At 64.8% G+C, this 13,290-nt stretch carries 12 protein-coding genes; 4 read left to right on the top strand and 8 right to left on the bottom strand.

What is annotated here, in order from left to right; all coding sequences use genetic code 11:
• Positions 1-53: 53 nt before the first annotated feature.
• From DPM35_RS15415 to DPM35_RS15390, 6 genes are all read right to left on the bottom strand, one after another.
• A complete protein-coding gene (locus DPM35_RS15415; protein ID WP_112128128.1) occupies positions 54-365 on the bottom strand; it encodes a formate dehydrogenase subunit delta in 312 nt (103 codons plus the stop codon).
• Positions 355-1,185, bottom strand: coding sequence for a formate dehydrogenase accessory sulfurtransferase FdhD (fdhD, locus tag DPM35_RS15410; RefSeq protein WP_112128127.1), 831 nt, complete (start codon positions 1,183-1,185; stop codon positions 355-357). Before fdhD ends, DPM35_RS15415 begins: the two co-directional genes overlap by 11 nt.
• Before the next feature lie 2 nt (positions 1,186-1,187).
• Entirely contained in the window at positions 1,188-4,100 is a 2,913-nt protein-coding gene (gene fdhF, locus DPM35_RS15405) for a formate dehydrogenase subunit alpha (RefSeq protein WP_112128126.1), read from the bottom strand.
• Positions 4,101-4,110: 10 nt separating this feature from the next.
• Complete coding sequence (locus DPM35_RS15400; protein WP_112128125.1) at positions 4,111-5,667, bottom strand: formate dehydrogenase beta subunit; 1,557 nt, start codon at positions 5,665-5,667, stop codon at positions 4,111-4,113.
• Positions 5,664-6,143, bottom strand: a complete 480-nt coding sequence (locus DPM35_RS15395; RefSeq protein ID WP_112128124.1) for a formate dehydrogenase subunit gamma — start codon at positions 6,141-6,143, stop codon at positions 5,664-5,666. The genes DPM35_RS15400 and DPM35_RS15395 overlap by 4 nt, the downstream gene beginning before the upstream one ends.
• A gap of 193 nt (positions 6,144-6,336) precedes the next feature.
• On the bottom strand, positions 6,337-7,236 hold the full coding sequence (locus tag DPM35_RS15390) for a LysR family transcriptional regulator (RefSeq protein ID WP_112128123.1): 900 nt from the start codon (positions 7,234-7,236) through the stop codon (positions 6,337-6,339).
• A gap of 159 nt (positions 7,237-7,395) precedes the next feature.
• On the opposite strand from DPM35_RS15390, the gene DPM35_RS15385 reads away from it, so the two are divergent.
• Together DPM35_RS15385 and DPM35_RS15380 are read left to right on the top strand one after the other, a co-directional pair.
• Positions 7,396-8,037, top strand: a complete 642-nt coding sequence (locus DPM35_RS15385) for a DUF47 domain-containing protein (protein WP_112128488.1) — start codon at positions 7,396-7,398, stop codon at positions 8,035-8,037.
• A gap of 3 nt (positions 8,038-8,040) precedes the next feature.
• Positions 8,041-9,045, top strand: coding sequence for an inorganic phosphate transporter (locus DPM35_RS15380; RefSeq protein ID WP_112128122.1), 1,005 nt, complete (start codon positions 8,041-8,043; stop codon positions 9,043-9,045).
• 13 nt (positions 9,046-9,058) lie between these two features.
• On the opposite strand, the gene DPM35_RS15375 is transcribed toward DPM35_RS15380, so the two are convergent.
• On the bottom strand, positions 9,059-9,436 hold the full coding sequence (locus tag DPM35_RS15375; protein ID WP_112128121.1) for a VOC family protein: 378 nt from the start codon (positions 9,434-9,436) through the stop codon (positions 9,059-9,061).
• Between the two features lie 201 nt (positions 9,437-9,637).
• Here DPM35_RS15375 and DPM35_RS15370 point away from each other — a divergent pair, with 201 nt between their 5' ends.
• Entirely contained in the window at positions 9,638-10,807 is a 1,170-nt protein-coding gene (locus DPM35_RS15370; protein WP_112128120.1) for an Mrp/NBP35 family ATP-binding protein, read from the top strand.
• A 16-nt stretch (positions 10,808-10,823) separates the two neighbouring features.
• Here the strand turns inward: DPM35_RS15370 and DPM35_RS15365 are convergent, their stop codons facing one another.
• Positions 10,824-11,273, bottom strand: a complete 450-nt coding sequence (locus DPM35_RS15365) for an SRPBCC family protein (protein ID WP_112128119.1) — start codon at positions 11,271-11,273, stop codon at positions 10,824-10,826.
• Between the two features lie 150 nt (positions 11,274-11,423).
• Between DPM35_RS15365 and DPM35_RS15360 the strand changes: the two genes are divergently transcribed.
• A complete protein-coding gene (locus DPM35_RS15360) occupies positions 11,424-13,229 on the top strand; it encodes an IlvD/Edd family dehydratase (protein WP_112128118.1) in 1,806 nt (601 codons plus the stop codon).
• The last annotated feature ends 61 nt before the right edge of the window (positions 13,230-13,290 follow it).

The raw sequence follows: 13,290 nt of genomic DNA, 5'->3' as shown, positions 1-13,290 counted from the left end.
AGCGGCAGCTTAAACTTTAGCGGAAAGGAATATAAGGCCGTCCGGTGGCTACATTATTCCTGCGAAGCGGCGATATCGGCTGGAAAGGCCGCGACCCCAAGCTTCCTGTCGGCCTCCGCGGGGGAGATCGGCCGCTTGATCTTGGCCGAGGCCGCGATCACGAGGTCGTCGAAATTCTCCGCGCCGCCATCCAGCATCTCGAACAACTGCCGCCGCATCCGCGGTTCCCAGAACTTGTTGATGTGCTCGGCAACGCCGGCAATGCCTTCCTCGCGCGGCTTCGAATGAAAGAAAGTGGCGATCTGGTTGGCCATGCGCACCAGCTTTTCCCTGGTGCCGGCGATGTGGTCTTCGTCATGCGACATGCTTGGCAACTCCGGAGGCCACCCGGTGCGGGTGGGTGAAAATATCGAAATCGTCGCCGCGCACCAGCGCGACCAGCGTCATGCCGGCGGCATCGGCCGTGCGGATGGCAAGCGCCGTCGGCGCCGAAACCGCCATGATGATCGCGGCGCCGATGGCGGCCGTCTTCTGCACCATCTCGACCGATACGCGCGAGGTCACCACGACGGCGCCGCTCGCGCCATCGATCCCGGCCTTGGCCAGCGCGCCGGCGAGCTTGTCCAGTGCATTGTGGCGGCCGACATCCTCGCGCGCCATAACGATGCCCTTGCCGGGCACGTAGAAGCCCGCGGCATGCACCGCGCCGGTCTCGGCGTGCAACGGCTGCTGCTTCGACAGCAGGCGGACGGCGCTTGTGACGTCCTTGGCCTGAAGCGTAAGCCGCGACGCACCAACCGCGTCGACCGAGCGCATCGCTTCCTCGATGGATTCGATGCCGCACAAGCCGCAGCCGACAGGCCCGGCCAGCCGGCGCCGCCGTGCCTGGAAACGCGTGTTGGCCTGGTCCTTCAGCCGGATCTGGATATCGATGCCGGCGCCGAGATCCTCGACCTCGATCGCCTCGATCTCTTTCGGGTCGGCAATGATGCCTTCGGTCAGCGAGAAGCCGAGCGCGAAATCCTCGAAGTCGGCGGGGCTTGCCATCATCACCGCATGCGTGGTGCCGGCAAAGGAGAACGCCACAGGCGTCTCCTCCGGCACCATGCGGTTCGCGGCCGCGGTGCCGCCGGCGCGATGCGCCAGCCGCGAGATTTGGGTCGTGGCTTTGCGCCGCGCGGTCAAGACTACTCCGCTGCCGCAAGCGGAGCGATACGACGGCTCTGCCTGGCCTGTTCGTTGTAGTCCTTCTGCCAATCGGTCGGGCCGTTGGAGGGCGCCACCTGCACGGCGGTGACCTTGTATTCCGGACAGTTGGTCGCCCAGTCCGAGAAGTCGGTGGTGATCACATTGGCCTGCGTGTCCGGATGGTGGAAGGTCGTGTAGACGACGCCCGGCGAGACGCGGTCGGTGATCAGCGCGCGCAACGTGGTTTCGCCGGAGCGGCTCGCCAGCCGCACCCAGTCGCCTTCGCGCACGCCGCGCACCTCGGCGTCGTGCGGATGGATCTCCAGCCGGTCCTCGGCATGCCACGCGACGTTGTCGGTGCGCCTGGTCTGCGCGCCGACATTGTACTGCGACAGGATACGGCCGGTGGTGAGCAGCAGCGGATAGCGCGGGCCGGTGCGCTCGTCCGTCGCCACATATTCGGTGCGGATGAACTTGCCCTTGCCGCGCACGAAGCCGTCGACATGCATGATCGGCGTGCCGAGCGGCGCCTTCTCGTTGCAGGGCCACTGCACCGAGCCGACGCGGTCGAGCAGCTCGAACGAGACGCCGGCGAAGCTGGGCGTCGTCTTGGCGATCTCGTCCATGATTTCGGACGGATGCGTGTAGTTCCAGTCGAGCCCGATGGCGCGGGCAAGCTCCTGCGTCGCCTCCCAGTCGGCGTAGCGCGCCTTCGGCTCCAGCACCTTGCGCACCATGTTGATGCGGCGCTCGGCATTGGTGAAGGTGCCGTCCTTCTCGAGGAAGGTCGAACCCGGCAGGAAGACATGCGCGTAGTTGGCCGTCTCGTTGAGGAAGAGGTCGTGCACGACCACGCATTCCATCGCGGCAAGGCCGCCGGCGACATGCTTGGTGTCGGGGTCGGACTGCAGGATGTCCTCGCCCTGGATGTAGATGCCCTTGAACGAGCCGTCGACGGCGGCGTCCAGCATGTTGGGGATGCGCAGGCCCGGCTCGTCGTCCAGCTTAACGCCCCACAGGCTCTCATAGATGTCGCGCACGGCTTCGCCCGAGATGTGGCGGTAGCCTGGCAGCTCATGCGGGAAGGAACCCATGTCGCAGGAGCCCTGCACGTTGTTCTGGCCGCGCAGCGGGTTCACGCCGACACCCGGACGGCCGATATTGCCGGTCGCCATGGCAAGGTTCGCGATCGCCATCACGGTGGTCGAACCCTGGCTGTGTTCGGTGACGCCGAGGCCGTAATAGATCGCGCCGTTGCCGCCCTTGGCATAGAGACGCGCGGCACCCCGGATGGCTTCCGGATCGACGCCGGAGAGCTTGCCGACCGTCTCCGGGCTGTTTTCCGGCAGCGCAACGAAGGACGCCCAGTCCTGAAATTCGGCCCAGTCGCAGCGCTCGCGGATGAAGGCTTCGTTGAACAGGCCCTCGGTGACGATGACATGCGCCAGCGCCGTCAGCACCGCCACATTGGTGCCGGGCTTCAGCGGCAGGTGATAGTCGGCCTCGACATGCGCCGACTTGACCATCTCGGTGCGGCGCGGATCGAGCACGATCAGCTTGGCGCCCTGGCGCAGCCGCTTCTTCAGCCGCGAGGCGAAGACCGGATGGGCGGAAGCCGGATTGGCGCCGATGATGACGGCGACATCGGTGTATTCGACGGAATCGAAATCCTGGGTGCCGGCCGAGGTGCCGTAGGTCTGGCCGAGGCCGTAGCCGGTCGGCGAATGGCAGACGCGCGCGCAGGTGTCGACATTGTTGTTGCGGAAGCCCTGGCGCACCAGCTTCTGGACGAGATAGGTCTCCTCGTTGGTGCAGCGCGAGGAGGTGATGCCGCCGATGGCGGTGCGTCCATACTGATACTGGATGCGGCGGAATTCCTTCGCCGTATGGGCGATCGCCTCTTCCCAGCTCACCTCGCGCCACGGATCGGAGATCTTCTCGCGGATCATCGGCGACAGGATGCGGTCCTTGTGCGTGGCATAGCCATAGGCGAAACGGCCCTTGACGCAGGAATGGCCGTGGTTCGCCTTGCCGTCCTTGTAGGGCATCATGCGGATGACCTCGTCACCCTTGACCTCTGCCTTGAACGAGCAGCCGACGCCGCAATAGGCGCAGGTGGTGACGGCCGAGCGCTCCGGCATGCCCTTTTCGAGCACGGTCTTTTCGCGCAGCGCGTCGGTTGGGCAGGCCTGCACGCAGGCGCCGCAGGAGACGCATTCGGAAGCGATGAAGTCCTCATGCATGCCGGCGACCATGCGCGATTCGAAGCCGCGGCCCTCGATGGTCAGCGCGAAGGTGCCCTGCACCTCTTCGCAGGCACGCACGCAGCGCGAGCAGACGATGCACTGCGCCGGGTCGTAGGTGAAATAGGGGTTGGATTCGTCACGGGCGATATAGTCGACCGCGAGCGAGCCATGGCCGGGCGCGACGCCGCCATCGTCCTTGACGTGGTTGCGCCCTTCGGTGCCGTAACGGTTCTCGACCAGACCGACCGACTTCGCCACCGCGTCGAATTCGCTGGCGCCGGTTCCGGCCTTCTCGTTCCAGCCCGTCGGATGGTCGGAGACATAGAGCTCCATGACGCCGCGGCGGATCGCGTCGAGCCGCTCCGACTGCGTGCGCACCACCATGCCTTCGCCGACCGGCGTCGTGCAGGAGGCCGGCGTGCCGCCGCGCCCTTCGATCTCGACCAGGCAGACGCGGCAGGAGCCGAAGGAGTCCAGCATGTCGGTAGCGCAGAGTTTTGGGATCTCGACCCCGCCCTCCATCGCCGCGCGCATGATCGAAGTGCCTTCAGGCACCGTGATGCTCTGCCCGTCGACAGTGAGCGTGACCTGCTTCGTCGCCTTCGACTCCGGTGTTCCGTAGTCGATCTCTTCGATGAGTGTCGGGAAGTCGGCCTTGATGTTCATCTGCCAGCTCCTATTCAGCCGCCACGCGCGCCGGCGCGGGCTTGAAATCCTCGGGGAAATGCGTGATCGAGCTCATCACCGGGTAGGGCGTGAAGCCGCCCAGCGCACAGAGCGATCCGAACTTCATCGTGTTGCAGAGGTCGGTGACCAGAGCGAGGTTCTTCTCCGCCTCGATGCCGGCGGCAACCTTGTCCAGAACCTCCACGCCGCGCGTCGAACCGATGCGGCAGGGCGTGCACTTGCCGCAGCTTTCGATGGCGCAGAACTCCATGGCGAAGCGCGCCTGCTTCAACATGTCGGCCGTGTCGTCGAAGACAGTGATGCCGGCATGGCCGATCAGTCCGTCGCGCTTGGCGAATTCCTCATAGTCGAAGGGGGTGTCGAACAGCGAGCGCGGGAAATACGCGCCGAGCGGTCCGCCCACCTGCACCGCCTTTACCGGCCGGCCCGAGGCCGTGCCGCCGCCGATGTCGTCGACGATCTCGCCGAGCGTCAGGCCGAAGGCCGTCTCGAACAGGCCGCCATGCTTGACGTTGCCGGCGATCTGGATCGGGATCGTGCCGCGCGAGCGGCCCATGCCGAAATCCTTGTAGTAGGCCGCGCCCTTGTCCATGATGATCGGCACCGAGGCCAGGCTGATCACGTTGTTGATCACCGTCGGCTTGCCGAACAGGCCCTGGATGGCCGGCAGCGGCGGCTTGGCGCGCACCACGCCGCGCTTGCCTTCGAGGCTGTTCAGGAGCGAGGTTTCCTCGCCGCAGACATAGGCGCCGGCGCCGACGCGGATTTCCATGTCGAAGGCGTTGGGCGAGCTCAGCACGTTGAGGCCCAGCACGCCGGCCTTGCGGGCGATCGCGACGGCCTTGTTCATCGTCGCCACCGCATGCGGATATTCCGAGCGGACATAGACGAAACCCTTGGTCGCGCCTGTGGCGATGCCGGCGATCGCCATGCCTTCGATCAGCACGAAGGGATCGCCCTCCATGATCATGCGATCGGCGAAAGTGGCGCTGTCGCCTTCGTCGGCATTGCAGACGATGTATTTCTGCGCGCCCGCCGTATCCAGCACCGTCTTCCACTTGATGCCGGTCGGAAAGCCGGCGCCGCCGCGGCCCCGCAGGCCGGACTCGGTAACCTGCTTGACGACATCGGCCGGTGCCATGGCGACCGCGTTCTGCAGGCCGCGCAGGCCGCCCAGCGACTTGTAGGCATCGAGCGACAGCGGATCGTTGATGCCGCAGCGCGCGAAGGTCAGCCGCGTCTGTTTGGCGAAGAAGGGGATCTTGTCAGGCGCGCCCAGCCAGCGCTTGTGGTGACCGCCGGTGAGGAAGCCGCTGTCAAACAGGCTCTTGACGTCGGATGGCTTGATCGGCCCGTAAGCGACGCGGCCCTTGTCGGTCGCCACTTCGACCATCGGCTCCAGGAAATAGGCGCCGCGCGAGCCGTTGCGCACGATCTTGGCCTCGACGCCGCGCTCCTTGAGCTCTTTCTCGATCGCCCTGGCGACCTTCTCGGCGCCGAGCGCCAGCGCGCCGGAATCCGCGGGGATATAGATGCGCGGGATCATGAATGCACCTCCGCGACGATCTCTTCGATCTTCTCGTCATCGAGCCGGCCGATGACCTCGCCGTCGAGCATCGCCGAGGGCGAGCAGGCGCAAAGCCCGAGGCAGTAGACCGGCTCCAGTGTAACCGATCCGTCGCGCGTGGTCTCGTGGAAATCGATGCCGAGCAGTTGCTTGACTTTGGCCGCGACGGCGTCCGAGCCCATCGACTGGCAGGCTTCCGCCTGGCAGAGCTTCAGCACGTGCCGTCTGGCCGGCTTGGCGCGGAAATCGTGATAGAAGCTGACCACGCCGTGCACCTCGGCGCGCGACAGGTTCAGCCCGTCGGCGATCACCGGCAGCGCATCCTTCGGAACGTATCCGAACTCTTCCTGTATGCTGTGCAGGATCGGCAGCAGCGGGCCTTCGAGGCCTTTCATCTCGTCAATGATCGCCGCGGTGCGCGACGCGATCTCGGTACTTGCGGCCTGCATGGTCACGCAGCGCCCTCCCTGGTCGTGGCGGCCAATGTATGTCACCCCAAAATATAGAGCGGTTTCGGGGCAACGACATGCATAGGGCGCAATATCGCTAAGTCCTTACGAAAACAGAGGAAACCTCTGAAATCAATAAAGCGCTCCCGTCGATCGATAGAAATTTTCTATCGAAAAGCGGCGGCTGGCATTCTCTAACCTAGCGATGACGACGGAAATCGTCTGCCAGCGCCATCGCCTCGTCCAGCAGCGCCTGCACCAGCGGCGTGTGCGGCTCGCGCGGCGCCGCCACCAGGCCGACCGTGTGGCTGGCGTCCGGCTCGACGATCGGAATGGCCCGGATCGGCTCCGAAAAGCCGAACGTTTCCGCGAGGTTGAGCGGCATGATCGACGACCATTTGCCTGTACGGATATGCGAGAACAGGACGATCATCGAATTGGATTCCAGCGTCGGCCGCACCTGCACGCCGGCCTCCGCCAGATGCTGGTCGATGATGCGCCGGTTCTGCATGTCCGGCGTCAAGAGGCAGAGCGGCAGCTGGCTGATCTCGGCCCACGTCACTTTGTCGCGATCGGAATAGGGGTTCCCGACCGCCGTGATCAACTGGTAGCGCTCGTCATAGAGCGGCACGCTGATGACGCGACCGAGCGGCTCGTTGTCGAGATAGGTGATGCCGGCATCGACGTCGAAATTGCCGAGCAGCGTCAGCACCTCGATCGAGGTGCGCGACAGGATCGAGAAGGTGACGCCAGGATGCTTTTCGCGGAACGGCGTCGTCAGCCGCGCCACCATCGCAAGGGCGGTCGGGACGGCGGCGATGCGAATGCGGCCGGAGAGGCCGCGGCGCGCCGCCCGCATCTCCTCGCGCATCGTCCTTGTGTCGCCGACGATGCGGCGCGCCCAGCCCAGCACCTGCGTTCCTTCCGGCGTCAGCCCCTGGAACCGCGAGCCGCGCAGCACCAGCATGACGCCGAGCTGCTCCTCGAGCTGCTTGATACCGGCCGACAGCGTCGGCTGGGTGACGCCGCACACCTCCGCCGCCCGGCCGAAATGCTCTTCCTTGGCCAAAGCGATGAAGAATTCCAGTTTGTCGATCATGCCATCCGATCCACCACCGTTTAGCCCAAGGTCAGGGAAATCGCCTTGCCGCGCAAGACGCGCGCGCAATCGGGCCTCGTCCACATTTTTGAGCCGGCTATCTGTTTTCCCGCGCCGCGCATGGCGCTATGTGGGATAAGCGAAGGCAAGGAGGACGAGATGCTGGGCTGGTTTCGCAAGCTGTTGCCGCGCGAGGATCGCTTCTTCGATCTGTTCGAGCGGCATTCGCGCACCGTGGTTGGCGGCGCCGAAGCCCTTCAGCAGCTTCTCGGCGGCAATGACATCGACCGCTGGTGCCAGAAGATCGTCGATCTCGAAAACGAGGCTGACGGCATCACCGCCGAGGTCCTGCTTGCCGTCAGGCGGTCCTTCATCACCCCTTTCGATCGCGGCGACATCAAGGATTTGATCCAGTCGATGGATGACGCCATCGACATGATGCACAAGACCGTCAAGACGGTGAAGCTGTTCGAGGTGAGGGAGTTCGATCCGCTGATGCGGGAAATGGGCGGCGTCATCGTCCAGGCTGCCCGGCTGGTCGCCGAGGCGATTCCGCTGCTGAGCAAGGTGGGCGCCAACGCAGCGCGCCTCAACGCCATTGCCGAGGAGGTCATGCGCGTCGAAGGCCGCGCCGACGACTTGCACGAGCAGGGCCTCAAGGATCTGTTCAGGCATCACGGTCGCAGCGACCCGATGGCTTACCTGATCGGCTCGGAGATCTACGGCCAGTTGGAAAAGGTGGTCGACCGCTTCGAGGACGTCGCCAACGAGATCAGCGGCATCGTGATCGAGAACGTTTAGGCGATGGACGCCACGATCGCTTTTCCGCTGCTGATCGGCCTCGTTGCCGTGGCCCTGTTCTTCGATTTCCTCAACGGCCTGCACGACGCCGCCAATTCGATCGCGACCATCGTCTCCACCCGTGTGCTCAGGCCGCATTATGCGGTGTTCTGGGCGGCTTTCTTCAATTTCATCGCATTCCTGTTCTTCGGCCTGCATGTCGCCGAGACGGTGGGGAAAGGCATTGTCGACGCCAGCATCGTCACGCCGGCGGTGATCTTCTCGGCACTTGTCGGCGCCATTGTCTGGAACATCGTCACCTGGGTCGCCGGCATTCCGTCGAGCAGCTCGCACGCGCTGATCGGCGGGCTGGTCGGCGCCGGCGTCGCCAAGGCCGGAACCGGCGCCATTGTCTGGTCGGGACTCGGCAAGACGGTCGCGGCCATCGTGCTCTCGCCGGCGACCGGATTTGTGCTCGCGCTGGTCCTGGTTCTCATCGTCTCCTGGCTGTTCGTGCGCCAGACGCCGTTCGCCGTCGACAACACGTTTCGCGTGCTGCAGTTCTTTTCCGCCTCGCTCTATTCGCTGGGACATGGCGGCAACGACGCGCAGAAGACCATGGGCATAATCGCCGTGCTGCTCTATTCGCAAGGCATGCTCGGCCAGAGCTTCTACGTGCCGCTATGGGTGGTCCTCACCTGCCAGTCGGCGCTGGCTCTGGGCACGCTGCTGGGCGGCTGGCGCATCGTCCACACGATGGGATCGAAGATCACGCGGCTGAACCCGATGCAGGGTTTTTGCGCCGAGACCGGCGGGGCCATCACGCTTTTCGCCGCCACCTGGCTCGGTGTCCCGGTCTCGACCACCCACACCATCACCGGCGCCATTATCGGTGTGGGCGCCGCCCGCCGCGTCTCCGCCGTGCGCTGGGGCATCGCCGGCAACATCGTCGTCGCCTGGGTGATCACCCTGCCGGCGACGGCGGCGATTTCAGCGCTCACCTACCTTGCCACCAGGCTGGCCGCTTAGCTTCGCGGCGAGGCTATTTGTCGACCAGATTCAGGATGTTGCCGTCGGGATCCTTGAACCAGGCGACCTTCATGCCTTGGCCGACATGAATGTCGCCTTCGAGCGTCAAGCCGGGCATGTCATAATGCTCGAAAGTGACGCCCTTCGACTTCAGCGACTTGACGATCGGCTCGATCCGGTCGCCGACTGCCCAGGTTACGGCCGTGGCCTTGTTGGTGCCGGCGAACTGCGAATGATAGACATTGATGAGCGTGTCGCCGCTCTTGTAGACGATCAGCTCGCCGCCCATCTCGTCCACCTGGCTGAGACCTAGTGTTCCTTCGTAGAACGCTTTGGCCCTGCCCAGGTCCTTCACGGCAAGATTGGCTGTCGCATTGCTGTTTTCGAGCATGACGGTCTCCTTTACAGTCTGTCGTGATGGCAAGGGAGATAGCGCGGACGGCTCGTTTGGCCATGACGAGGTTCGAACGCCGACTGGCAAATCCGACGTCATCCGTCGCTTTCCGGGGCACACTGGGCGAGCCATTGCGCCACGGCTTGGTTCCGCCGGCAAACTGCACTATCTGGAACGCCAAAGCCCCGAGGAGAGATCATGACCGTTACCAAGGAATCCGTCGTCGAACGCCTCAAGACGGTGAACGGGCCGGATTTCACCGGCAACATCGTCGACCTGGGCATGGTCTCGGAGATATTCATCGCCGATTCCAAAGTGTTCTTCTCGATCACCGTTCCCGCCGCCCGTGCCCAGGAGCTGGAACCACTGCGCGCCGCGGCCGAGCGCGCGGTGAAGGCAATCCCGGGCGTCGCCAGCGCCGTCGTTGCGCTCACGGCTGAGAAGAAGGGCGGTGGCATGGAAGCGCCGGTCCCGCCGCGCCCGGCGGCGCCGCGGCCCGCCGCTGCGCCACCGCAGCGTCCCGCGCCGCAGGCGCCAGCATCGCACAGCCACGGCAAGCGCGGCGTGCCCGGCATCGACACCATCATCGCCGTCGCCTCCGGCAAGGGCGGCGTCGGCAAGTCGACCACCGCGGTCAACCTGGCGCTTGGCCTTGCGGCCAACGGCCTGAAGGTCGGCGTGCTCGACGCCGACATCTACGGGCCGTCGATGCCCAGGCTGCTCAACATCCATGGCCGGCCGCAGACCGTCGACGGCAAGATCCTCAAGCCGATGCAGAATTATGGACTGAAGGTCATGTCCATGGGCTTCCTCGTCGATGAAGAAACGCCGATGATCTGGCGCGGCCCGATGGTGATGTCGGCGCTGACGCAGATGCTGCGTGAGGTCGAATGGGGTCCGCTCGACGTGCTGGTGGTCGATATGCCGCCCGGCACCGGCGACGCCCAGCTCACCATGGCGCAGCAGGTGCCCCTGGCCGGCGCCGTCATCGTCTCGACGCCGCAGGACCTGGCGCTGATCGATGCGCGCAAGGGCCTCAACATGTTCAAGAAGGTCGACGTGCCGCTGCTCGGCATTGTCGAGAACATGAGCTACTTCCTCGCGCCAGACACCGGCAAGCGCTATGACATTTTCGGCCATGGCGGCGCGCGGCGCGAGGCCGAGCGCCTCGGCGTCACCTTCCTCGGCGAGGTGCCGCTGGAGATGGGAATTCGTGAAAGCTCGGACGCCGGCGCGCCGGTCGTCGCCTCCAAGCCGGAGGGCGCCGAGGCGAAGATCTATCGCGACATCGCGTCAAAGGTCTGGGATCGGGTCCAGGAAGAGCGCGGCGCGGCCGAAGCCGCCGTGCCGAGCATCGTGTTCGAATAGTCCTGTTCGGTCGGCGCTAGGCGCCGACCTTCTCGCCGAACGTCGAGAAGAACTGCCCCGCGAGCTTCTTCGATGTCGACTGGATCAGCCGGCTGCCGAGTTGCGCGATCTTGCCGCCGACCTCGGCCTTGGCGGCGTATTTGAGCACCGTCGCATCCGGCCCGTCCTCGGTCAGCGTCACGTCGGCGCCGCCCTTGGCGAAACCGGCTATGCCGCCCTTGCCTTCGCCCTGGATGGTGTAGGAATGCGGCGGCTTGAGGTTTTTCAGCGTCACTTCGCCATTGAAGGTCGCCTTGATCGGCCCGATCTTCAGCACCACAGTCGCCGCCATCTCGGTGTCCGAGCTCTTTTCCAGGCTCTGGCAACCGGGAATCGCCTCTTTCAGGATTTCCGGGTCGTTGAGGGCCTCCCACACTTTTTCGACGGGTGCGGCGATACGCTCCTCGCCTTCGATCACCAAAGCCATCAAGACCTCCCGGATTGCTGTTGTCGATTGGTCGTAGCGCGCGGCCCGTAACAAGTCTATCGCACCAAAGTCCGGGTCCCGGCAGCGCCTGCCTCTTGCTTGCGCTCGCGCGTTGTCCTATCGATTTGTCATACAAATACGGAGACCACCATGGCAGGCGCCCCAACCAGGAAGAAGAAATTTCGCTCGCAGGAGTGGTTCGACAACCCCGACAATCCAGGCATGACGGCGCTCTATCTCGAGCGTTATCTGAACTATGGCCTGACCCGCGCCGAGCTGATGTCGGGCAAGCCGCTGATCGGCATCGCGCAGACCGGTTCCGACCTTTCGCCCTGCAACCGCCACCACCTCGAGCTTGCCAAGCGCGTGCGTGAAGGCATCGTCTCGATGGGCGGCATTCCCTTCGAGTTCCCGTGCCATCCGATCCAGGAGACCGGCAAGCGCCCCACCGCCGCGCTCGACCGCAACCTCGCCTATCTCAGTCTCGTCGAGGTGCTCTACGGCTATCCGCTCGACGGCGTCGTGCTCACCATCGGCTGCGACAAGACCACGCCGGCGCTGCTGATGGCGGCGGCCACCGTCAACATTCCGGCCATCGCGCTGTCGGTCGGCCCGATGCTGAATGGCTGGCACAAGGGCAAGCGCACCGGCTCCGGCACCATTGTCTGGGAATCCCGGCAACGGCTCTCGGCGGGCGAGATCAACTACGACGAGTTCATGGACATTGTCGCTTCCTCGGCGCCGTCGACCGGCTATTGCAACACCATGGGCACCGCCACCACCATGAACTCGCTGGCCGAGGCGCTCGGCATGCAACTGCCTGGCTCGGCCGCCATCCCCGCCCCTTATCGCGAGCGCGGCCAGATCGCCTACGAGACCGGCAAGCGCATCGTCGACATGGTGCATGAGGACCTGAAGCCGTCCGACATCATGACGCGCCAGGCCTTCGAGAACGCCATCGTCGTCAATTCGGCCATTGGGGGCTCCACCAATGCGCCGATCCACTTGAACGCGATTGCCCGCCATCTCGGCGTGCCGCTCGACAATGACGACTGGCAGAAGATCGGCCTTAACATCCCGCTTCTCGTCAACCTGCAGCCGACGGGCGAGTATCTCGGCGAGGACTATCACCACGCCGGCGGCGTGCCGGCGGTCGTCGCGGAATTGATGAAGGGCGGCCTGCTGCCGCATCCCGGTGCGATCACCGCCAACGGCAAGTCGATGGGCGACAATTGCCGTGATGCCGTCAACGAGAACCACGACGTCATCCGCAGTGCCGACCAGCCGCTCAAGGCCAATGCCGGCTTTATCAACCTCAAGGGCAATTTGTTCGATTCCGCCATCATGAAGACCAGCGGCATCTCGCCGGAATTCCGTCAGCGTTACCTCTCCAACCCGGACGACCCCGAGGCCTTCGAAGGCAATGCCATGGTCTTCGACGGGCCGGAGGATTACCACGCCCGCATCGACGATCCGGCGCAGGGCATCGACGAGCACACGATCCTGTTCATGCGCGGCGCCGGTCCGGTCGGCTATCCAGGCGGCGCCGAGGTGGTCAACATGCAGCCGCCGGCCTACCTCATCAAGAAGGGCATCCATTCGCTGGCCTGCATCGGCGACGGTCGCCAGTCCGGCACGTCCGGCTCGCCGTCGATCCTCAACGCCTCGCCGGAAGCCGCGATCGGCGGCGGCCTCGCGCTGCTCAAGACCGGCGACCGCGTCCGCATCGACCTGAAGAAGGGCACGGCCAACATTCTCGTCAGCGACGAGGAGATCGCCAAGCGGCGCGCAGCACTTCAGGGCAATGGCGGCTATCACTATCCCAAGCACCAGACGCCGTGGCAGGAGATCCAGCGCGGCATGGTCGACCAGTTCTCGGCCGGCATGGTGCTGAAGCCGGCGGTGAAGTACCAGGACGTCGCGCATACCAGCGGCGTGCCGCGCGACAATCATTGATCGCGTAGCCGGCTAATCAAAAGGGCGACCTGCCGACAGCAGGTCGCCCTTTTCTGTTGCC

This window comes from Mesorhizobium atlanticum, from assembly GCF_003289965.1.
Lineage (GTDB): Bacteria > Pseudomonadota > Alphaproteobacteria > Rhizobiales > Rhizobiaceae > Mesorhizobium > Mesorhizobium atlanticum.
Note: the sequence above shows the minus strand (reverse complement) of the source record. Positions and strands in the feature narration are given on the sequence as shown.

Coding starts and splice junctions, on each gene's coding strand:
- DPM35_RS15415 (WP_112128128.1), bottom strand. CDS start 365: ATGTCGCATGACGAAGACCACATCGCCGGCACCAGGGAAAAGCTGGTG.
- fdhF (WP_112128126.1), bottom strand. CDS start 4,100: ATGAACATCAAGGCCGACTTCCCGACACTCATCGAAGAGATCGACTAC.
- DPM35_RS15400 (WP_112128125.1), bottom strand. CDS start 5,667: ATGATCCCGCGCATCTATATCCCCGCGGATTCCGGCGCGCTGGCGCTC.
- DPM35_RS15390 (WP_112128123.1), bottom strand. CDS start 7,236: ATGATCGACAAACTGGAATTCTTCATCGCTTTGGCCAAGGAAGAGCAT.
- DPM35_RS15385 (WP_112128488.1), top strand. CDS start 7,396: ATGCTGGGCTGGTTTCGCAAGCTGTTGCCGCGCGAGGATCGCTTCTTC.
- DPM35_RS15380 (WP_112128122.1), top strand. CDS start 8,041: ATGGACGCCACGATCGCTTTTCCGCTGCTGATCGGCCTCGTTGCCGTG.
- DPM35_RS15375 (WP_112128121.1), bottom strand. CDS start 9,436: ATGCTCGAAAACAGCAATGCGACAGCCAATCTTGCCGTGAAGGACCTG.
- DPM35_RS15370 (WP_112128120.1), top strand. CDS start 9,638: ATGACCGTTACCAAGGAATCCGTCGTCGAACGCCTCAAGACGGTGAAC.
- DPM35_RS15365 (WP_112128119.1), bottom strand. CDS start 11,273: ATGGCTTTGGTGATCGAAGGCGAGGAGCGTATCGCCGCACCCGTCGAA.
- DPM35_RS15360 (WP_112128118.1), top strand. CDS start 11,424: ATGGCAGGCGCCCCAACCAGGAAGAAGAAATTTCGCTCGCAGGAGTGG.